Raw genomic sequence first — 18,697 nt, forward strand, 5'->3', positions numbered from 1 at the left:
CCGGACAGCGTAGGGCCCGGTGATCACGGGCCGCCATGAAGGGGGGTTCCCAGTGGGGGTGTATCTAGCTACACCCCCGATTCGGTGTGGGGCACCACCGACAGGAAGGGGGTCGGAACGGAAGGCTTGAGGGCATGACGAGCACTGCATCGCACTCCGCCACTCCGCCGCACGGGCGGCCCGGCCCCGGGAGCCACGGGGGTGATTCCGGGGCCGCGCTCCGGTCGGGGGCGGAGGCGGAGGCGCCCGCGGCGTCAGAGTCCGCGATGTCGGCGGCTCTGGCGCCGCCGGCACGGGCGTCGGGACCGGAGGGGTCGCTGCCCACCGGGGCCGGCCCCTGGTCGGTCCGGGTCGTCGGGTCCGGGCGCGGCCGGGCCGCGCTGGAGCTGTACCAGCACGGCGAGTTGACCGACGTCCTGGTCGCCTCCCGGCTCACTCCGCAGCTGCTGCGCGGGGCGCGGCACTGCCCGTCCGCCGGGCGGGCCAGGCACGTGCTCGCCTGGGGCCGGCTGGCGGCCGACGGCGCGGCGCCCTCGGTGGTGTTCACCGGGCGGCGGCCGTTCCGCCGGGTACGGGCGTCGGCCGAGGTGGTCACGGTCGCCGGGCGGTTCTGGGTCTCCTGGGCCGAGGGCCCGTTCGACGCGGTGCGGGTCGAACACCCGGCCGGCGGGACGGCCGAGCGGCTGCCGCTGGAGCGGGTGCGGGAGCAGGGCCGGGGCCGGTGGCCCGCTCCCGGCCGGGCGCGTCGGGTCCGGGGTGCGGCATGAGCACCGCCGTCCTCGCCCCTCGCGCCGCTTCCCCGTACGTCCTGCCCGCGCGCTTCGCCCGGGTGCCGGTCCTGGCGGCGGTCGCGCTGCTGCCCTGGCTGGCGGTCCTCGCCGTCTGCCACGAGACCCCGTGGGTCGTGCTCGACCTCACGGAGTTCGCGGCCCTGCTCTCGCTGGACGCGCTGCTGCGCCGGCGCAGTGCCGCCGCGCTGTGGGCCGGCGCGGCGGTGGCCCTGCTGCTCACCGGGGACGCGCTGGCCGACATAGCCTGCGCGGGACCGGGCCCCGCGATGCTCGCGGCCCTGGTGATGGCCTTCTGCATCGAGCTGCCGCTCGCGGTGGTGTGCCTGCGGCTCGGGCGGGACGCCGCGGTGCGGGGCTGAGTCAGCCCCTCGTGGGCAGCTCGTCCATCAGCGCGCGGGTCTCGTCGTCCAGCGGGGTGTACGTGATCATCCGGCTCCCCTGCCGCGGGCTGAGCCAGAAGTTGGTGTACTCGCAGCGCAGCAGTCCGACACCGGGCACCCGGAACCGCTTGATGCCGTTCCCGGGCCGCATCACGTCGTGCCGCTGCCAGGTCTCCGCGAAGTCCGGCGAGGCCTTGAGCAGCCGGGCCAGCAGTGCCTTCCAGGCCGGCTCCGAGCTGTGGTCGGCCATCGCCGAGCGGAACCGGGCCACCATCCCGAGGCGCTCGGTGCGGTAGTCGACCAGCACCTCGCGGAACTGCGAGGGCGTGAACGCCATCCAGATCAGGTTGCGGTCCTCGGGTGCCAGTTCACCGAGGTCGCCGACGATCGAGGTGTACTGGGCGTTGGACGCCAGCACGTCGTAGCGGGAGTTGAGCACCACCGCCGGGTACGGCGCCAACTGCTCCAGCAGCAGCCGCACGCCCGGGGTCACCGAGGGGCACTCCTTCACCGGCGCCGGGTCGTCCGCGCCGGCCAGGGTGAACAGGTGGGCGCGCTCGCTCGGGTCCAGCAGCAGCGCCCTGGCCACCGCGTCCAGCACCTGGGTGGACACCTGGATTTCCCTCCCCTGCTCCAGCCACGTGTACCAGGTCACCCCGACCGCGGCGAGCTGCGCGACCTCCTCCCGGCGCAGCCCCGGCGTCCGGCGGCGGCCGGTCATCGGCAGGCCCACCTGCTCGGGCGCGATGCGCTCGCGGCGGCTGCGCAGGAAGGCGCCCAGCTCGTGCCGGCGGGCGTCGCCGGGGGTGGTCCGGTGCACGGCGTCGGCGGCCGGACGGGCTTGCGCGGGGCGTGTGGCGAGGCTCATGCTCCCCAGCATGCGACAGCTGCCAGCCCGTTGCCAGGCACTTCTTATACCCGGATAACCACACTCTGGTACCAGGGTACGGAGCGGCGGATCGTAGGACCGGTGACCCAACCACTCGCCGTCGCCCCCTCATCGAGCCGCACCGCCGCCACCCCTGGCACCGCGGCCGACCGCACCGCCGCCCCCGGCCCCGCCGGATCCGCGGCCGCCACCCTCGGCACCGCCGGGCTGGTCACCGTCCTGCTCGGCGCCTTCCTCCCGATGCTCGACTTCTTCATCGTCAACGTCGCCCTGCCCACCATCGACCACGACCTGGCCGCCGGGCCCGCCGTCCTCGAACTGGTCGCCGCCGGCTACGGCATCGCCTTCGCCGTGCTGCTCGTCCTCGGCGGACGCCTCGGCGACACCTACGGCCGGCGCCGGCTCTTCGTCGTCGGCGCCGCCGCCTTCGCCCTCACCTCGCTGGCCTGCGGCCTCGCCCCCGGCGCGTGGTCCCTGGTCGCCGCCAGGGCCGCCCAGGGCGCCTCGGCCGCGCTGCTGATCCCGCAGGTGCTCGGCACCATCACCGCCGCCACCGAGGGCGCCAGGCGCGGCCGCGCGCTCAGCGTCTACGGCGCGGTCGGCGGCATCTCGGTGGTGATCGGGCAGGTGCTCGGCGGAATGCTGGTCGCCGCCGACCTGTTCGGCACCGGCTGGCGCTCGGTGTTCCTGCTGAACGTGCCGTTCGCGCTGCTCGCCGTGGTGCTCGCGGTCCGCTACGTCCCGGAGAGCAAGGCCCCCCGGGCCGCCCGGATCGACGTCCCCGGCACCGTCCTGCTCACCGCCGCGCTGGTCTCCCTGCTCATCCCGCTGATGGAGGGCCGCGCCGCCGGCTGGCCGCTCTGGTCCTGGGTGCTGCTGGCCCTGTTCCCGGTCCTCGCCGTCGCCTTCGGCGTCGTCGAGCGCCGCGCCGAACGGCGCGGGGACACCCCGTTGGTGCCGCCGTCCCTGCTGCGCATCCCCGAGATGCGGCGCGGTCTCGGCATCGCGCTCCCCTACTTCGCGGGCTTCGGCGGCTTCATGTTCGTCATCGCGGTCGCCCTCCAGCAGGGCCTCCACCTCGGCCCGGTCGCGGCCGGCTGGGCCCTCGTCCCGATGGCGGTCGGCTACTTCTCCGCCTCGCTCGCGGGACCGCGGCTGATCAGCCGATGGGGCAGCCGGGTGCTCAGCGCCGGCGCCGTCGTGCAGGCCGCCGGCCTCGCCACCCTGGCCCTGACCGTCACGGCCGACTGGGCCCACTTCTCCCCGCTGCGGATGGCCCCGGGCGTCGCCCTCGCGGGCATCGGGCAGGGCCTGATCGGCACCCCGCTGTTCCGGGTCGTCCTCGCCAAGGTGCCCGCCGCCCGGGCCGGCGTCGGCAGCGGCGTCCTGGCCACCGGCCAGCAGTCCAGCCTCGCCCTCGGCGTCGCCACCCTCGGCACCCTCTACCTCTCGCTCTCCCCGAGCCTCGGCCTGGACCGCGCCCTCGTGCTCTGCCTGGGCATCCAGCTCCTCGGCTCCTTCACCATCCTGTACCTGACCACCCGCCTCCCCCGTTCCATCGGCTGATCCGGGCCCGCGGGCTCCGGGCTCTCGGGCTCCGACGGCGGCGAACGGCCTCGCGGCCACCGGTACTTCCGGTGGCCGCGAGGGCGTCGGCGTTCGCGGTACCGGTCCTCAGCGGTCGAGCCGGTCGAGCCAGGCGCCGAACGGGGCGTGGACGGCTTCGGCGGCCTCCACCTGGGGGTTGTGGCCGGCGCCGTCGAGGACGCTGGCGGCCATCCGGGGGTAGTGGTCGAGCAGGGCGAGCTGGTCGCGCCAGCCGACCAGGGCGTCCTGCCGGGTGGTGACCAGGAGGTGGTGGCCGCGGTGCTGCGGGGCGCCGTGCTCGGGCCAGCGCGGCAGCAGGAAGTCGGCTTCGAGCTCGGCGGCGGCCGCCCGGTCGTGCGCCTGCCAGCCCGGCCGGACGTACCGCTCGAAGAGCTCCCGGCTCTCCTCGGTCTGACGGGCCATGACGTACCGGAACAGCTCGCGGTCTGCGGCCGGGAGCCGGGCGACGAGTTCCTCGTCACGTTCGGCCACGGTCTCCTCGGGCAGGGCCCGGTCGGCGCCCCAGCGCACCACCGGAACCAGCAGCGCCGAGCCCAGCACCTGCTCGCCGAACCGCGCGGTCACCGCCCTGGCCAGCTGTCCGCCGAAGGACTGCCCGACCACGGCGAAGGGCTCCCGGCCGACCGTGGCCCCGATCCAGCCGAGAACGGCCTCGGTCAGGGTGGTTGCCGAGGCGGGGCCCGGCAGCCGGGGGCTGGTGCCGTGACCGGGGAGGTCGAGGTAGAGGCGCCGCCAGCCGGGACGGCCGGCGAAGGCGGGTTCGAGCGGGAGCAGCACGCGGTGGTCGAGGGTGTAGCCGTGGATCAGGACGATCGGGGTGCCCTCGCCGAAGGCGGTGTGGTGGATCGCGGAGTCGGTCATGACCGTAGCGTCCAACCGTGACACCGGTGACAAGGTCAAGCGGCGGGTCGGACGGCCGGGTCGGAAAGGCTCTTGACCACGTCCAGGTACTCCCGGATGGCGTCCCGGTTGCGCGTCAGACACTGGATCCGGCTGGTCATCCGGTCCGTCTCGGACTCCAGGGTGGCGAGCATCTCCGGTGTGGCGTCGACGAAGTGGATCGTCCGAGGGGTGTCGAGGCAGGGCAGGACCTGCTTGATGATCCGGGTCGGCAGTCCCGCGTCCAGCAGCCCTCGGATCTGCAGGACCCGGTCCACGAGGTACTCGTCGTACGCGCGGTAGCCGTTGGCCTCGCGGCGCGGCGTGATCAGCCCCTGCTGCTCGTAGTAGCGCAGCAGGCGCGGGGTGGTCTCGGTCAGTCCGGCGAGTTCGCCGATGCGCATGTGTGACCACCCTCACCCCGGGCCGGAGCTTCCCGGCTGGACCTTGACATGGATGTCAACGATAGACGATCGGGCCCATGCCCACTCCTGAGCTCCCCACTTCCGAACTCCGCACCCCCGGCCCGCCGGTGGCCCCCGCGCCCCGGCTGCCCTGGCCCGCGCTGCTGGCCATGAGTACCGGCGGATTCGTCACGATCATGACCGAGGCCCTGCCCGCCGGGGTGCTGCCCGCCATGAGCGCGGACCTCGGCGTCGGCCAGTCCGCCGCCGGACAGTCCGTCACCCTCTACGCGGTCGGCTCCATCGCGGCCGCCATCCCGCTGACCGCCGTGACCGGACGCCTGCCGCGCAAGCGCCTGCTGCTGGTCGCCGTCGGCGGCTTCGCGGCGGCCAACGCCGTCACCGCGCTCTCACCGAGCTACCCGCTCACCATGGCCGCCCGGTTCGCGGCCGGCCTGGTCGCCGGGCTGCTCTGGGCCCTGCTCGCCGGGTACGCCCGGGGCATCGTCACACCGGAGCAGCGCGGACGGGCGATGGCCGTCGCCATGACCGGCTCGACGGTCGCCCTGTCAGTGGGCGTGCCCGCCGGCACCCTGCTGGCCGGCCTGATGGGCTGGCGGGCCACCTTCGGGCTGATGAGCGCGATCGCCGTGGCGCTGACCGGCTGGATGCTGCTCGCACTGCCGGAGCTGCCCGGGCGCGAGGGCCAGGCCCGCACCCCCGTGCGGCAGGTGCTGCGGATTCCGGGCGTGGCCACCGTCCTGGCCGTCACGGCGACCTTCGTGCTCGCCCACAACATCCTCTACACGTACGTCGCCGCACTGCTCGAACCGCTGGGACTCGACGGCCGAACGGACGTCGTCCTGCTCGTCATCGGGCTGTCCTCGCTGGTGAGCGTCCTCGGCACCGGCGCCCTCATCGACCGGCACCTGCGCACCCTGACCATCGCCTCCTGCGTCCTCCTCGCCGTCGCGGCACTGGTCATCGCCGCCGCCCTGCTCGGCAGGACGGGCCTGCCCGTCTACGTCGCCGCCGCGGTCTGGGGCCTCGGCTTCGGCGGCGCCGCCACCCTCCTCCAGACCGCCGTCGCCGACGCGTCCGGCCCGGCCGGGGACATCGCCCAGTCGCTCCTCGTCACCTGCTGGAACCTCGGCATCGCCGTGGCCGGGATGGCCGGCGGCCTGCTCCTCGACCACGCCGGGCCGACCGCGCTGCCCTGGTCCGCCCTCGTCCTGCTGGCCGCCGCGCTGGCCGTGACCGTCGGCGGACGGCGGCACGGGTTCCCGGGGCGGGAGTGAGGGCCGGGCAGTACTCCTTCGTGTGAAATCGGCGCACGTTCCTCGTCATCGCCGCACGGCCCGCCCTACCGTGCGTCGCATGACAGCCGGCACCCACTTCCGCCAACTCCAGCGGCACACCCGCGAGTTGACAGACACCGAACAGCGGGTATCGGAGGACCTCCTCCGTGACGGCACCATCGCCCCGGAGAACGCCGCCACCGCGACCGGCCTGGCCGACTGGACGCTCCCCGGGGCCGCGGCCGGGCTCGGGCCTGCCGCCGACGCCCTGCTCGCCATGCGGGGCGAGGAGGACCGCTGATCCACCCGTGTGACGAGCGCCTGGCCGGCGCCGCGGAAGGGCGGGACCTGCCGGTGGTCATGCCCGGATCGCCGACCGACCTGCCGACCGGCTTCCGGTAGGCGGACACGAGCTGCGTGGCCGGTCGGGGGCGGGTCGGCCGGACCACAGCCGAGCGGGGCCTCACGACCGCCGAAGACCTCGGAGGGCCTCCGAGGACTACCGCCCGGGCAGGTACCCGGGTCGCCGCCCGTCGGGCGGTGGCACCTCGGCGCCGAAGGGGCCGACCCGGTGGGCGGCCAGGGAGGCGACGAAGCCGTCCAGCCGGGCGACGACCTGCCGCAGCGCGTCGACCGAGCCGAGGGGGTCGCCGGGATGTTCGAGGCCGTGGTCGGCACCGGGCAGTTCGAGGACCTCGTGGCCGGTCGCGTGGGCGGTCGGGCGGTCCCACAGCCGGTCGGCGCCGCCGCCGACCAGGAGGGTCGGGGCCTCGGTGCGGTGGAGGGCGCGGGCCACGTGGTCGACGGTCAGGACCGGGGTCAGCCAGGCCGCCGGGAGGTTCCGGTCCGCGGTGACGGCGCTCGCGAAGGAGGCGAGGGACTTGCCGACGAGCAGGCGGCACGCGCCGCGCTCGGCGTCGACGGCCCCGGTAACCTGCCGCTCGACCCAGGCGATCCGGTCGCCCATCGCGAACTCGACGAATTCTTCGGGGAGTTGCCACCACAGTTCCTGGACCGTCCAGCCGTGCCCGAGGAGGACGGACCGGGCGAAGTGCAGCAGCGGCCTGGCGGGCGAGTAGCCGGTGCCGGGGACGATCAGGGCGACCCGGCCGGGGTCGCCGGAGTGGCGGGTGGGAAAGGTCAGCGCGTTGCGGGCGGACATGGGCGCAGGGTACCCGCGCGGCCTGTGTCGCCGTGTCAACCCTGACCATCGTCATGGTCGTTACCTGACTTTCGGGTCGGGTGGAAAGGGCTCCTCGGCTTCTACCGTCCAGACCATGACGTACACGGACAGGAATTCCAGGACGGCCCGCCCGAGCGATGCCACCGGGCCCGGGAGAGCGGCCGGAACGACCGGGGCGAGCGGGGCGTCGGGCAGGGGCAGGCCCGCCCTCGCCGTGGCCCTGCTCTACGCGGGGGCCGGGGTGGTGGCCTGGCTGGCGCCGGAGCGGGGTGGCGGGGGCGGGGCGGGGCCGGTCCGCGTGCTGTCCGGGTGGTCGGCCGACGGCTACCGGCGGGTGGCGGAGGCCGTCGGCGACGCTCCGGACGCGATGGCCTCGCTGCTGGAGCCGGCCACCGAGGTCGGGCTGCTGGTGCTGGGGCTCCTGCTGGTGCTCTGCTGGTGGACGGCCCGGGCCCGGCGGGCCGCCGGGGTGGTCGCGGGGGTGGCGTTGGTCGGGCTCGGCACCGTGCTGGCCTACGGGGCGAGCGAGGTGCTGAAGGTGGTCCTCGACGAGGAGCGACCCTGCCGGGCCCTGACCGGGCTGCCGGCCACGGCCACCGCCGAGTGCCCGCCGCCGGGCGACTGGTCGTTCCCCAGCAACCACGCCACCCTGGCCGTCGCGCTGGCGACGGGGCTGGTGCTGCTGCGCCCGCGCTGGGCGCTGCCGGCCGTACTCGTCGGCGGTGCCACGGCGGCGCTGCGGGTGGCGGCCGGGGTGCACTACCCGCACGACGTGCTGGCCGGCGCCGCGCTCGGCGGCACCGTCACGGCGGCCGTGGTCCTCACCCTGCGGCCGGTGGCCACCGGCGCCGTGACGGCCCTGACCGGGGCGCCCGTGCTCGGGAAGCTGTTGTCGGCACCACCGATACCGTCGGCCCCGGGCTCGGGCTCGGGCTCGGGCTCGGGCTCGGGCTCGGGCTCGGGCGGGGCCCCGGCTCCGGGCTCGGGCGGGGGCTCCGGCGTGACCACGGCCCCGCAGACGACCACGCCCCCGGCCGTCTCAGTCCCGTGGGCCGCCCGCGCAGGTCGCGCCGAGGGTCAGCCCGGCCTCGTGGGCGAGAACGGCGGCGGCCGCCCGGTTGGCCACGCCGAGCCGCGCCAGGACGGAGCTCACATGGGCCTTCACGGTGCCTTCCACCACCCCCAGTCGGCGGGCGATCTGGCCGTTGGACAGCCCTGCGGCGATCAGGGTCAGTACGTCCCGCTCCCTGGCGGTCAGGGCGGCCACCTGTTCCCTGGCACCGGCACGCCGGCCGGCGGGGCCACCGGCGCCGGTGGCGGCCAGGTGGGCGACCACCCGGGCGGCCACCTTGGGTGAGAGGTAGGCCGCCCCTCCCGCCACCGCGTGCACCCCGGCGAGCAGTTCCTCGGGCTCGCCGGACTTGATCAGGAACCCGTTCGCGCCGCCGCTGAGCGCGCGCAGGATGTAGTCGTCCTCACCGAAGGTGGTCAGCATGAGTACTCCGGTGGCCAGGCCGGTCCGGCGGATCTCGGCGGCGGCCGTGATGCCGTCCGTCCCGGGCATCCGGATGTCCAGCACGGCGACGTCCGGCCGGTGGCGCCGGACCAGCTCGACGGCCTCCCGGCCGTCCCCGGTCTCGGCGACGATCTCGATGCCGGGGTCGGTCGCGAGCACCGCGCGCAGGCCCGCGCGGATCATGGGCTCGTCGTCGGCGAGCAGTACCCGGATCGGTGCGGTGGTCATCGGCGGCTCCTGTCGGTCGCCCGGTACGGAGGTACGGGCTGAGGTGAGGGCTGAGGTGAGGGCGGAGGCGGGGAGTGCCGGCCCGTCAGGACCGGAGCACATCACGCGAGAGCAGCCGGGCGTCCCGGAAGCAGAGCCGGTAGGCGTCGCCGGCCCGGTCCACGAAGAGCTCGGCGGTGATGGCGTAGTGGGTGCACGAGATCCCCTCCCCCGACGGCGGCGCGGGCGTCGACGGCCCGCTCGGCGGACGGTACGGCAACCGGTGGCCCGGCAGCAGGCGCTCGACCGAGGCCTGGTCCTGCCCGACCTGGAGGGAGGCGTAGACCTCCGGGTCCAGCACCGACAGGCCGACCACGTAGAACGTCCATACTCGCAGCGCCACGGTCAGCAGCACGGCCGTCGTCAGCGGGACGAGCACCACGGCGGCCAGCGTCCGGCCCACCTTCCGCCGTGCCCGGCGCAGCTCGCGCACCGGCGACGGCGGGGCGGCGGGCGGCGGCGGGACAGGCCCGGCGGCGCGGCGTGGCAGGTCCGCCGTGACCTCGAACCCGCCGTCCGGGCGGGCCCCGTGGGTGAAGGTGCCGCCCGCGAGCCGGACCCGCTCGGTCAGCCCGACCAGACCGCGACCGCCGACGGACGGTGCGGCAGACGTGGGGGTGGGCGCTCCGGCGGCCGACGTGGAGCTGCCGGTGAACGTTCCGGTGGGCGTTGCGCCGCGCGGGGTTGACGCCGGTGCCGACGGCGCCGCGCCGGGGCCGGCGGGCGTGGGCCGAAGCACGGACACGGATGCGGACACGGATGCGGACACAGGCGCGGGGCCGTTGGCCACCCTGGCCCGAGCGCCCTCGGCCGAGTACGTCACCTCCACGGTGACGGGAGCCCGCGGGGCGTGCTTCGCTGCGTTGGTCAGCGCCTCCTGCACCACCCGGTACGCGGCGTGCTCGGTGGCGCGCGGCAGCCCGCCCGGCTCTCCGAGGATCTCCGAGCGGACGTCCAGGCCGGCGGCGGCCGCCTCGGCGAGCAGCTGCGGGATGTCCGAGTCCGCCGGCCCGTGGGCCCCGCGGGCGCTGCCGCTCTCGTCCCCGTCACGCAGTATGCCGATCACCTCGCCGAGCCGCTCGACGGCGGCGGCCGCACCCGCCCTGATCTCCTGGACGGCCTCGCGGTGGGGCGGGGCCAGGTCGGGGGCGAGCTTGAGTGCCCCGGCACGCAGCGCGATCAGGCTGAGGTCGTGGCCGAGGGCGTCGTGCATGTCCTGGGCGATCCGGGCCCGTTCCCGCAGCCGGGCCTGCTCGGCAACCAGTTGCTGCTCGCGCTCCAGCCGCTCGGCCCGCTCCCACCCGGCACGGACGAGTTCCTGCGACTGCCACCAGAACCGGCCCAGCAGCCACGGGCCCATCCCGGCGCTCACGGCGAGCGCGACGAACCGCAGGCCGAGGACGATCCAGGAGGGCACCGACCCGACCACCAGCACCCCGCCCCCGACCAGGACGGCGAACACCACCGCTGCCGGCCGCACCCGGTCCGTCCGCAGCCCGGCCAGGAAGGAGAACCCGATCGCCGGCAGAGCCCACCACAGGCTCGTGACACCCAGCCCGACACACACGGACGCCGCCACCGGCAGCGCCACCCCACTCATCCGCATGCCCACGACCCTACGAGGACCGCCGGCGCACCGGATCTGTCGAAAGTCATGCCCGCGACGCCCGGTGTGCCCGCGACGCCCCGAGGACCACCGACCCGTCGGCCCTCAGCGAGCTGGTGACATCACAGAGCAACTGTGAGATAAGAGGGGGACGCACTCGAACCGGGGGAAGGGTGACGTCATGGTTCTCGTCACGGTGTTCCTGCTCGTACTCGTCGGCACCGTCATCGGCGCCACCACCTACCTGGTGCTCCGGGAACGGGCGCGGCGGCACCAGTTCGACGACGCCGAGGGAATCCTGATCGAGCAGCAGCGCACCGCCCACGCCGCGCGCATGCGGGCGACGTACTCCAGCATCTCCGTCCACCACGGGAACGCCGTCATGGGTGACGAGGGGAACAGCCGCCGCTCCTGACCACCCGGTCCAGCGAAGCGGCCGACGATCAGCGCACCGACCAACGCACCGATCAACGCACCGACCAGCGGTCCGGTCAGCCCACGGCCGGACGTCCGGTCAGCGGCCCGGTCAGCGGCACAGGGCGGCGTCCACGACTCCTTCGAGCCGCTCGGTGACGGCGTAGTCGGTCGGAATGGTGGTCACCGTGATGTTGACCGCCCGCCCGTCCTCGGTGACGCCGCCCCGGGTCTCGTAGCCCGGGATGTCGCCGCCGTGCCCCCAGTAGACCCCGCCGCAGGTCAGCGGCCGGCTGAGGATGCCCAGTCCGGAGCCGGCGCCGCTGTCCCCGATCGGCACGGTGGTGCGCATCTGGGCGAGTTGGGCCTCCGGCAGCAGGCGGCCCGGGGTCAGCAGTTCGGTGAAGAAGCGGTTGAGGTCCGCGTTGGTGGAGATCATCTGTCCGGCCGCCCAGCCCGCCGAGGGGTCCATCTCCGTGAAGTCGGTCAGCGGCCCGTCGGCGGAGTCCTTGCGGTAGCCCTTGGGATGGGCCTCCCGGATGGTCCGGTCCCCCGCGGCCGGGAAGTAGGTGTGCCGCAGCCCGATGCGCCGGACGATCCGCCGGTCGATCTCCTCGGCGAGCGGCCGCCCGGTGACCCGCTGGACGATCAGGCCCGCCAGCACGTAGTTGGTGCTGCTGTAGCCGAACTTCTCGCCGGGGGCGAAGACCGGCTTCCCCCCGAGGGTCATGTCCAGCAGCTCCCGGGGCTCGAAGTACCGCTGGCGCAGGGAGGCTTCGTCCAGCAGCCCCTCGTAGTCGGGCAGTCCGCTGGTGTGCTGGAGGAGCTGCCGGACGGTGATGCCGTGCCCGTCGATGCCCTCCCCGCGGACCAGCCCGGGGAGGTAGGTGTCGACCGAGGCGTCGAGGTCGATCTTCCCCTCCCCCACCAGCTGGAGCACGACGACGGCGGTGAAGGTCTTGGTGTTGCTGCCGATCCGCACCTGTCCGTCGGCGGGGACCGCGGCGCGGGTGGCCAGGTCCCCGACCCCTGCGGTGTACTCACGGGTCCGGCCCCGCCCGTCCCGGACGGTCGCGAGCGCGGCGGGCACCCCGTCCGTCCGCACCAGCGCGTTCAGCCCCTGCTGCACCACGTCCGGTGAGGCCGCGGCCGATGCGGTGGACGGTGTCAGCGCCCCGCCGGCCCCGACGGCCGCGGCGGTCGAGAGCGAGAGGGCGAGTGCCATGTGGCGGATCTTCGGACGGCGCACGGTTCAACTCCGTTGGGAACGTGGGGAGCAAGGAATCTCCCTGGTCACGCCCGCCAGTCTGGTCGCGCGGAGAGCGGCCGGCCTCCCCCGATCGAGGGAGCACCTTCGCCCACGCACATCAGGGCCGGCCGGGCCCGCGCAGCGGCAGCGTCCGGCTGTAGACGACGCTGGTGGTGGTGCTGCCGAAGCCCGCCAACTCGTCCACCAGGGTCTCCAGGTGCTCCATGGAGGCGGCCGCCACCTTCAGGGCGTAGCAGTCGTCGCCGGTGGTGCGCAGGCACTCCAGGATCTCCCGCCGCTCGGCGAGCAGCCGGCGCAGCGGCTCGTGACGGTTGCCGGGGTACTTCAGCCGGACGACGGCGAGCACCGGATAGCCGACCTTCGCCAGGTCCACCACCGCGTGGTAGCCGGTGATGACGCCCAACGACTCCAGGTTCCGCACCCGCTCCGTCGTCGCCGACGGGCTGAGGGAGACCCGCCGCCCCAGCTCGCTGAGGGAGATGCGGGCCTCCCGTTGCAGCTGCTCGATGATCGCCCAGTCGATGTCGTCGAGATTCACGGCCATGGCACGAATCTACCGGGAGAACCACGGCGGTCAACGGCCAGGACGGGGAAGATCCCATTCCGTCCGCCATGATCGCGGGGATAGCCTCGCAGCATGCAACTTGGCGTCAACGTACCGAACTTCGGCCCGGGGACCGACCCCGGCGTGCTGCGCGAGTGGGCCCGGACCGCGGAGGGCCTCGGCTTCGACCTCCTCATGGTGTCGGACCACGTGGCGGTGACCCCGGACGTGGCCGAGCGGTACCCGGAGCCGTTCTACGAGCCGTTCACCACGCTCTCCTGGCTGGCCGGGATCGCCCCCGGCCTGCGGCTGGGCACGACCGTGCTCGTCCTGCCCTACCGGAACCCGCTGCTGGTGGCGCGGATGGCGAGCACCCTCGGCCGGCTCAGCGACGGCCGGTTCGTCCTCGGAGTGGGGGTCGGCTGGGCACGCCAGGAGTTCGACGCCCTCGGCGTGCCGTTCGGCGCGCGCGGCAGGCTGACCGACGAGTACCTGGGCACCCTGCGGGACGTCTGGGCCGGTGAGCCCGACCGCCGGACGGTACCGGTCTGGGTCGGCGGCCACAGCGCGGCGGCACTCCGGCGGGCGGTCCGGTTCGGCGACGCCTGGCACCCGCTGCGGCTCCCGCTCGCCCGGATGCGGTCGGTCCTCGGCGAGCACCCGATGCCGGGGTTCGCCCCCCGCATCGCCCTGCGGCTGACGACCGCACCGGTCGAAGGCCCCGACCGGCCCGCCGGAGTCGGCACCCTCGACCAGGTCCTCGACGACCTCCACCAGCTGCGCGAACTCGGCGCCGGGACCGTCGTGTTCGACCCCTACCACGGGAATCCGGAGGACACCCGGCGGCCGCGGGAGGCCTGGCAGGCACTCACCACCCTGACCACCCACTGGAGGACCGCATGATCACCGAAGCCGACGAGGCCCTGCTGCGCCGCGCCATCGCCATCGCCGCCCGCGCGGTCGTCCTGGGAGACGCCCCGTACGGCTCCCTGCTGGCCGGCCCGGACGGCGGGGTCCTCGCCGAGGCCCACAACACCGTGCGCCGCGACGACGACATCACGGCCCACCCCGAGCTGAAGCTCGCCCGCTGGGCCGCCCGCGAACTCGACCCCGACGCGGCCGCACGCACCACGATGTACACCAGCTGCCGGCCGTGCGGGATGTGCGGCGGCGGCATCGTCCGCTCCGGCATCGGCCGGGTCGTGTACGCGCTGTCGACGGAGCAACTCGTCGCGCTCAACCCGGAGTCCGGCGCCTGGCCGGTGGTGGCGCAGGAGGGCCCGGCCCTGTACGAAGAGGCCCGGACCCCCGTCGAGGCCTACTACCGGTCCCGCTGACGGCCCGGGGCGGACCCGGAGGAGTCGGAGACCCGGAGGACCCGGAGGAGTCGGCCCGGAGCCGGGGCCGCCGGGCGGCAGCCGGGATCGGGCGGCAGCCGGGCCGGAAAGCAGTTGGCCCAGGCACGCCACGAGTTCGACAATCGTCGGATGACCGACGATCAGAGCCTGCCCCACCGACGCCGTGCGGCCCGCAGGTCCGCCACCCGCTTCCTCTCCGGCGACCGCGTCCTCAGCATCCGCGAGCGCCTCACCCAGCTCGCCGCCCTGGACGGCCTGGACGCCGTCCCCGACATCTACGGCGACGACGGGCCGGTGCGACAGCTGGAGGAACGGACCGCCGCACTGCTCGGCAAGGAGGACGCGGTCTTCTTCCCGACCGGGACGATGGCCCAGCAGGTCGCCCTGCGCCACCACGCCGAGCGCACCGGCAACCCGGCCGTGGCCCTCCACCCGCTCAGCCACATCGAGCGGCACGAGCGGCACGCCCACACCCAGCTCACCGGCCTGCGCGGCCTGTGGCCCACCACCGAGCAGCGCCAGCCCACCCCGGCGGAACTCCACGCGCTGGGCGAGCCGTTCGGCACCCTGACGGTCGAACTCCCGCTGCGCGACCCCGGCTACCTCCTCCCCACCTGGGAGGAGCTGACCGCCCTCGTCGCCGCCGCCCGCGAGGCCGGCGCCCGGGTGCACTTCGACGGCGCCCGGCTCTGGAACACCACCGTCCACTTCGACCGGCGGCTCGACGAGATCGCCGCCCTCGCCGACAGCGTCTACGTCTCCTACTACAAGGACCTCGGCGGCATCAGCGGGGCCGCTCTCGCGGGCGACGCCGCCCTCACCGCGTACGCCCGCACCTGGCGCCACCGCTACGGCGGCAAGCTCTTCCAGCAGTGGCCGGCCGCCCTCGCCGCCCTCCACGGCCTGGACACCGTGCTGCCCCTCCTGCCCGACTGCGTCCGCCACGCCGCGACCACCCTCGCCCCGGCGCTGGCCGCGCTTCCCGGTGCCCGCCTCCACCCGGCGGTCCCGCCCACCCACGAGTTCCAGCTCTGGCTCCCCCACCCCGCCGAGGCCCTGAACGCCGCCCACCTGGCGCTCGCCGAGCAGGAGGGGATCTGGTTCGTCTCCCACTGGGAGGACGCCGCCCCCGGCCTCGCGATGGCCGAGGTCAGCCTCGGCGAGCAGGCCCGCTCCTGGACCGCCGACGAGGTGACCGGGGTCGGCCTCCGCTTCCTGGAACTGGCCGCGAAGGGCTGACCGAGGACAGCCGGCCGCGAAGGGCCGGCCGGCCCCGGAGCGACCCGCCGGGCGGCCGCCAAACGGTTGGCGGCCCCCGAACCCTTTGTGTCAGGATGACGATATGAGCGAGATGCACGTGGGGGACCTGGCCGCCGTCCGCAGCCGCGAGGAGCTGGCCGCGGCGATGGCCGACGGGGCGCGTCCGAAGTGGGTGATGTTCTGGGGGCACACCGAGCGCAAGGGCGGCGGGACCAGGCAGGAGTGCCTGAGCCAGTGGTGGCCGGGCGAGTTCACCGTCGACGGGGTCACGTACGCCTCCGCCGAGCACTGGATGATGGCCGGCAAGGCCCGGATGTTCGGTGACGAGGAGATCGTGCGGCGGGTGCTGGCGGCCCGGACGCCCGCCGAGGCGAAGAAGCTGGGCCGGCTGGTCCAGGGCTTCGACGACGAGACCTGGGTGGCCGGCCGCTTCGAGCTGGTGGTGGCGGGCAACGTCGCCAAGTTCGGCCAGGACGAGGCACTGCGCGGCTACCTGCTGGGCACCGGCGACCGGGTCCTGGTCGAGGCCAGCCCGCTGGACCGGATCTGGGGCATCGGGCTCGCCGCCGACGACATCCGGTCCCAGCAGCCCACCGAGTGGCGCGGGTCGAACCTGCTCGGCTTCGCGCTGATGGAGGCCAGGGCCCGGCTGGCCGCGTGAGTACGGTCGCCGCGCTGCTGGACGGGACGGTGGTGGCCTCGGCCGCCGTCGCCCTGGTCCTGGCGCCGAGGGTGCTACGCCGCGAGGCCCCGGCCCGGCGGCCCGGCCGCGTGTTCGGCCGCGTGTTCGGCCCGGAGCCGGTGTTGGCGGCCGTCGTCGCGCTGGTCTTCCTCAACCAGGTCCTCGTCGCGGTCTACGTGGACCGGGTGCACGGCGGCGACGTCTCCTTCATCACCCGCCACCTGCCGCCCGGGTGGTTCGACGTCCCGCGTCTGGGCCCGCTCGCCGCCCGCTTCCCCGCCCCGGAGCTGCTGGCCCCGTCCGTGCTCCGGGTCCAGGCCTTCCTCGAACTGCCGCTGGTGCTGCTGGCGTTCACCGCCGTCGTCCGGCGGCTGGACCGCGCGCTGTACGTCCGGCTGGCCCGCTCGCCGCTGATCCCGCTCGCCGCCGTCGCCTACACGGTGGCGTTCGGCGCGGTGGAGTGGCACCTGCGGAATCCGTACACCGTGGACGACCTCGTCCTGCGCGGGCTCGCGGCCTGCCTCACGCCCCCGCTCATCGCCCGGCTGGCCCGGAGCGAGCCCGGGACCGGCGGCGAGCCCGGAGCCGACGGACAACCCGGAGCCGACGGCGAGCCCGCCCGCAGCCTGTTCCGCTTCGCGCTCGACCTGTGGGCGTACGGCCAGCTGATGCTGGTGCTGTACGACACCGTGCTGCTCTACAACCTCGCCCGGATCGGCGACCGTCTCCCGTCCGCCGCGGCCGCGCTGGCGGTGCTCGTCGCCACCCGTGCCGTCCCGGCCCGGGCCCCGCGGCCGCCCGGCCCGCACACCGCCGCACTCGCCGGCACGATCGGCCGGGCCCTCGCGCTGTTCCTCGTCCCCGCGCTGGCGATCCGGTACGCGCAGACCTTCGGCACGCCCGAACTCGCCGCCCTGGCAGGGCTCCTGGTGGTCGGCGCGGCGGTCCGCAGGGACGCGTCGCCGCTCCTGCTCCCGGCCCTCGCCGGAGCCGCCGCCGGATGGGCCGTCGCGACCCTCGCTCCGGGCCCCTACTACGAGGCCACCCTCCTCCGGAGCGCGACCGGCGCACTTCTCGCAACGACCGCCCTCTGCGCGCTCCTTGACACCACTCGGACACGACTGGTCGTGCACTCTTAACTCCCCAGCCACATACTGACGCCAGGATGTCACGCAGTCAGGGTCTGGATGGACAGGTTGGGGCGATCATGCGCATGCGGCCGACGGCACAACCCGCGGGCCGACAGCCGGAGGGCGAGCAACAGGTCGCCGAACTCCGCGCAGAACTGGACGAGTTACTCCGTGCGAGCCGCTACGCGAGTCAGCGCGAACGACGACTGGACGAGGCCGTCCGGGCCGCCCCCGGCCGCCAGCGGCCGGACGACGAGCTGTTGCGGCAGCTCGCCCAGGCCCGCACCCTGCGCGAGGGCCTGAGCGCCCGCTGCCTCCAACTCAGCGACCAGCTGGAGGAGTTGGAGAGCCGGATCAGGCAACGGCAGCAGCAGCCGCCATCACCTCAGCAACAGCCGTCACCGCAGCAGCACCCGCAGCCGCCGGCGCAGCAGCACCAGCCGCCACCGCCACCACCACCACGGCAACACCGGCAGCAGGCCGCGCCGCCGCCCGTCCGCCCCGACATCGGCGCCCTCACCGAGCGGATCACCGCCCTCCACCGGTCCGGCTCCCTCGCCGAGGCCACCGAGGTGATCGACGCGGCCGCCGCCCGCCTCACCCCCGCCGACGCCGCGCTGCTGGTCGGGATGCTGTCCCGGTACGGCCCGGCCGGCGCCTCCCTCCAACTCGCCCGCGGCATCGCCGGGTCCGCGCCCGAGCACTCCGTCGCCGTGCTCGCCGAGCTGCGCGAACTGGGCCTGGCCGAGGAGGCCGCCGAGGTGTTCCACGCCTTCTGGAGCCACCCGGCCGCCTCCGTCCCCGGCCTGCTCTCCGCGCTGGAGCGGGCCGGGCTGGCCGCCGACAGCGCGACGCTGCTCTGGGAGTGGGGCTCGGCGCCGGTGACCGAGCTGACCTCCCTCGCCGCCTGCCTCCAGCAGCACGGCCGGGCCGGCGACGTCCGGACCCTGCTGCGCCAGGCCGCCGGCCGCTCCACCCCCGACCTCGCCGACCTCGCGACCGGCCTGCCGCCCGCGCTCGCCACCCTCCTGCTGAACGAACTCGCGGTCCTGCGCCCGCCCGTCGAGGTCGTCCGGCTGGCCGCCGCCCTGGACGGCGCCGGCACCGTCCGCACCTACACCAGCGTGATCCTGCCCCAGCTGCGCCCGGTGGTGCTGTTCTGCGTCATCACCTCCACCATCGGCACCCTGCAACTCTTCGACGAGAACTACGTCCTGA

At 74.8% G+C, this 18,697-nt stretch carries 20 protein-coding genes and 2 pseudogenes; 13 read left to right on the forward strand and 9 right to left on the reverse strand.

Translation table 11 applies throughout. The features are described from left to right. The first annotated feature begins 266 nt into the window (after positions 1 to 266). Complete coding sequence (locus BU198_RS22290; protein WP_188298625.1) at positions 267 to 767, forward strand: hypothetical protein; 501 nt, start codon at positions 267 to 269, stop codon at positions 765 to 767. Beyond that, on the forward strand, positions 764 to 1,150 hold the full coding sequence (locus tag BU198_RS22295) for a hypothetical protein (protein ID WP_188298626.1): 387 nt from the start codon (positions 764 to 766) through the stop codon (positions 1,148 to 1,150). The genes BU198_RS22290 and BU198_RS22295 overlap by 4 nt, the downstream gene beginning before the upstream one ends. A 1-nt stretch (position 1,151) precedes the next feature. Here BU198_RS22295 and BU198_RS22300 read toward each other — a convergent pair whose 3' ends face one another. Then, positions 1,152 to 2,039 (reverse strand): helix-turn-helix transcriptional regulator, encoded by an 888-nt coding sequence (locus tag BU198_RS22300; RefSeq protein ID WP_188298627.1) that lies wholly within the window; start codon positions 2,037 to 2,039, stop codon positions 1,152 to 1,154. Positions 2,040 to 2,141: 102 nt separating this feature from the next. Here BU198_RS22300 and BU198_RS22305 point away from each other — a divergent pair, with 102 nt between their 5' ends. Next, entirely contained in the window at positions 2,142 to 3,626 is a 1,485-nt protein-coding gene (locus tag BU198_RS22305) for an MFS transporter (protein WP_317620262.1), read from the forward strand. Between the two features lie 108 nt (positions 3,627 to 3,734). On the opposite strand, the gene BU198_RS22310 is transcribed toward BU198_RS22305, so the two are convergent. After that, positions 3,735 to 4,529 (reverse strand): alpha/beta fold hydrolase, encoded by a 795-nt coding sequence (locus BU198_RS22310; RefSeq protein ID WP_188298628.1) that lies wholly within the window; start codon positions 4,527 to 4,529, stop codon positions 3,735 to 3,737. Between the two features lie 35 nt (positions 4,530 to 4,564). Then, positions 4,565 to 4,951, reverse strand: a complete 387-nt coding sequence (locus tag BU198_RS22315) for a MerR family transcriptional regulator (protein WP_188298629.1) — start codon at positions 4,949 to 4,951, stop codon at positions 4,565 to 4,567. Positions 4,952 to 5,028: 77 nt separating this feature from the next. On the opposite strand from BU198_RS22315, the gene BU198_RS22320 reads away from it, so the two are divergent. Together BU198_RS22320 and BU198_RS22325 are read left to right on the forward strand one after the other, a co-directional pair. Beyond that, on the forward strand, positions 5,029 to 6,249 hold the full coding sequence (locus BU198_RS22320) for an MFS transporter (RefSeq protein ID WP_188298630.1): 1,221 nt from the start codon (positions 5,029 to 5,031) through the stop codon (positions 6,247 to 6,249). Between the two features lie 79 nt (positions 6,250 to 6,328). Continuing rightward, positions 6,329 to 6,550 carry a hypothetical protein gene (locus tag BU198_RS22325; protein WP_188298631.1) on the forward strand — a complete coding sequence of 74 codons (222 nt, stop codon included), beginning with the start codon at positions 6,329 to 6,331 and terminating at the stop codon, positions 6,548 to 6,550. A gap of 198 nt (positions 6,551 to 6,748) precedes the next feature. Here the strand turns inward: BU198_RS22325 and BU198_RS22330 are convergent, their stop codons facing one another. Both BU198_RS22330 and BU198_RS43875 read right to left on the reverse strand, forming a co-directional pair. After that, complete coding sequence (locus BU198_RS22330; protein ID WP_188298632.1) at positions 6,749 to 7,411, reverse strand: alpha/beta hydrolase; 663 nt, start codon at positions 7,409 to 7,411, stop codon at positions 6,749 to 6,751. A gap of 345 nt (positions 7,412 to 7,756) precedes the next feature. Then, complete coding sequence (locus tag BU198_RS43875) at positions 7,757 to 7,936, reverse strand: hypothetical protein (RefSeq protein ID WP_317620263.1); 180 nt, start codon at positions 7,934 to 7,936, stop codon at positions 7,757 to 7,759. Between the two features lie 34 nt (positions 7,937 to 7,970). Between BU198_RS43875 and BU198_RS43880 the strand changes: the two are divergent. Then, positions 7,971 to 8,195, forward strand: a pseudogene (locus BU198_RS43880) (phosphatase PAP2 family protein); the annotation flags it as partial. Between the two features lie 276 nt (positions 8,196 to 8,471). On the opposite strand, the gene BU198_RS22340 reads toward BU198_RS43880, so the two are convergent. Next, positions 8,472 to 9,176 carry a response regulator gene (locus BU198_RS22340; protein WP_188298633.1) on the reverse strand — a complete coding sequence of 235 codons (705 nt, stop codon included), beginning with the start codon at positions 9,174 to 9,176 and terminating at the stop codon, positions 8,472 to 8,474. 85 nt (positions 9,177 to 9,261) lie between these two features. Then, a complete protein-coding gene (locus BU198_RS22345; RefSeq protein WP_223244774.1) occupies positions 9,262 to 10,821 on the reverse strand; it encodes a sensor histidine kinase in 1,560 nt (519 codons plus the stop codon). A gap of 181 nt (positions 10,822 to 11,002) precedes the next feature. Between BU198_RS22345 and BU198_RS22350 the strand changes: the two genes are divergently transcribed. After that, positions 11,003 to 11,236: a hypothetical protein gene (locus BU198_RS22350; protein WP_188298634.1), complete on the forward strand. Its 234-nt coding sequence runs from the start codon at positions 11,003 to 11,005 to the stop codon at positions 11,234 to 11,236. A gap of 111 nt (positions 11,237 to 11,347) precedes the next feature. On the opposite strand, the gene BU198_RS22355 is transcribed toward BU198_RS22350, so the two are convergent. Both BU198_RS22355 and BU198_RS22360 read right to left on the reverse strand, forming a co-directional pair. Then, positions 11,348 to 12,460 carry a serine hydrolase domain-containing protein gene (locus tag BU198_RS22355; RefSeq protein WP_188298644.1) on the reverse strand — a complete coding sequence of 371 codons (1,113 nt, stop codon included), beginning with the start codon at positions 12,458 to 12,460 and terminating at the stop codon, positions 11,348 to 11,350. Positions 12,461 to 12,602: 142 nt separating this feature from the next. Further along, a complete protein-coding gene (locus BU198_RS22360; RefSeq protein ID WP_188298635.1) occupies positions 12,603 to 13,049 on the reverse strand; it encodes an Lrp/AsnC family transcriptional regulator in 447 nt (148 codons plus the stop codon). Positions 13,050 to 13,142: 93 nt separating this feature from the next. Between BU198_RS22360 and BU198_RS22365 the strand changes: the two genes are divergently transcribed. From BU198_RS22365 to BU198_RS42390, 6 genes and pseudogenes are all read left to right on the forward strand, one after another. Next, entirely contained in the window at positions 13,143 to 13,952 is an 810-nt protein-coding gene (locus BU198_RS22365; RefSeq protein ID WP_188298636.1) for an LLM class flavin-dependent oxidoreductase, read from the forward strand. After that, on the forward strand, positions 13,949 to 14,386 hold the full coding sequence (locus BU198_RS22370) for a nucleoside deaminase (RefSeq protein ID WP_188298637.1): 438 nt from the start codon (positions 13,949 to 13,951) through the stop codon (positions 14,384 to 14,386). The genes BU198_RS22365 and BU198_RS22370 overlap by 4 nt, the downstream gene beginning before the upstream one ends. Positions 14,387 to 14,536: 150 nt before the next feature. Then, entirely contained in the window at positions 14,537 to 15,646 is a 1,110-nt protein-coding gene (locus tag BU198_RS22375; protein ID WP_188298638.1) for a threonine aldolase family protein, read from the forward strand. Between the two features lie 103 nt (positions 15,647 to 15,749). Beyond that, a complete protein-coding gene (locus tag BU198_RS22380) occupies positions 15,750 to 16,328 on the forward strand; it encodes an NADAR family protein (protein WP_188298639.1) in 579 nt (192 codons plus the stop codon). Then, positions 16,325 to 17,488 carry a hypothetical protein gene (locus BU198_RS22385; protein WP_188298640.1) on the forward strand — a complete coding sequence of 388 codons (1,164 nt, stop codon included), beginning with the start codon at positions 16,325 to 16,327 and terminating at the stop codon, positions 17,486 to 17,488. The genes BU198_RS22380 and BU198_RS22385 overlap by 4 nt, the downstream gene beginning before the upstream one ends. Positions 17,489 to 17,556: 68 nt before the next feature. After that, positions 17,557 to 18,697 (forward strand): annotated as a pseudogene (locus BU198_RS42390) (hypothetical protein); the annotation flags it as partial.

Source organism: Streptomyces sp. CBMA156, from assembly GCF_014596515.1.
Classification (GTDB): Bacteria; Actinomycetota; Actinomycetes; order Streptomycetales; family Streptomycetaceae; genus Kitasatospora.

What these genes read in the sequence shown, in the direction of transcription:
- BU198_RS22290 (WP_188298625.1), top strand. Translation starts at nt 267, where the DNA reads ATGTCGGCGGCTCTGGCGCCGCCGGCACGGGCGTCGGGACCGGAGGGG.
- BU198_RS22295 (WP_188298626.1), top strand. Translation starts at nt 764, where the DNA reads ATGAGCACCGCCGTCCTCGCCCCTCGCGCCGCTTCCCCGTACGTCCTG.
- BU198_RS22300 (WP_188298627.1), bottom strand. Translation starts at nt 2,039, where the DNA reads ATGAGCCTCGCCACACGCCCCGCGCAAGCCCGTCCGGCCGCCGACGCC.
- BU198_RS22310 (WP_188298628.1), bottom strand. Translation starts at nt 4,529, where the DNA reads ATGACCGACTCCGCGATCCACCACACCGCCTTCGGCGAGGGCACCCCG.
- BU198_RS22315 (WP_188298629.1), bottom strand. Translation starts at nt 4,951, where the DNA reads ATGCGCATCGGCGAACTCGCCGGACTGACCGAGACCACCCCGCGCCTG.
- BU198_RS22320 (WP_188298630.1), top strand. Translation starts at nt 5,029, where the DNA reads ATGCCCACTCCTGAGCTCCCCACTTCCGAACTCCGCACCCCCGGCCCG.
- BU198_RS22325 (WP_188298631.1), top strand. Translation starts at nt 6,329, where the DNA reads ATGACAGCCGGCACCCACTTCCGCCAACTCCAGCGGCACACCCGCGAG.
- BU198_RS22330 (WP_188298632.1), bottom strand. Translation starts at nt 7,411, where the DNA reads ATGTCCGCCCGCAACGCGCTGACCTTTCCCACCCGCCACTCCGGCGAC.
- BU198_RS22340 (WP_188298633.1), bottom strand. Translation starts at nt 9,176, where the DNA reads ATGACCACCGCACCGATCCGGGTACTGCTCGCCGACGACGAGCCCATG.
- BU198_RS22345 (WP_223244774.1), bottom strand. Translation starts at nt 10,821, where the DNA reads ATGCGGATGAGTGGGGTGGCGCTGCCGGTGGCGGCGTCCGTGTGTGTC.
- BU198_RS22350 (WP_188298634.1), top strand. Translation starts at nt 11,003, where the DNA reads ATGGTTCTCGTCACGGTGTTCCTGCTCGTACTCGTCGGCACCGTCATC.
- BU198_RS22355 (WP_188298644.1), bottom strand. Translation starts at nt 12,460, where the DNA reads ATGGCACTCGCCCTCTCGCTCTCGACCGCCGCGGCCGTCGGGGCCGGC.
- BU198_RS22360 (WP_188298635.1), bottom strand. Translation starts at nt 13,049, where the DNA reads ATGGCCGTGAATCTCGACGACATCGACTGGGCGATCATCGAGCAGCTG.
- BU198_RS22365 (WP_188298636.1), top strand. Translation starts at nt 13,143, where the DNA reads ATGCAACTTGGCGTCAACGTACCGAACTTCGGCCCGGGGACCGACCCC.
- BU198_RS22370 (WP_188298637.1), top strand. Translation starts at nt 13,949, where the DNA reads ATGATCACCGAAGCCGACGAGGCCCTGCTGCGCCGCGCCATCGCCATC.
- BU198_RS22375 (WP_188298638.1), top strand. Translation starts at nt 14,537, where the DNA reads ATGACCGACGATCAGAGCCTGCCCCACCGACGCCGTGCGGCCCGCAGG.
- BU198_RS22380 (WP_188298639.1), top strand. Translation starts at nt 15,750, where the DNA reads ATGAGCGAGATGCACGTGGGGGACCTGGCCGCCGTCCGCAGCCGCGAG.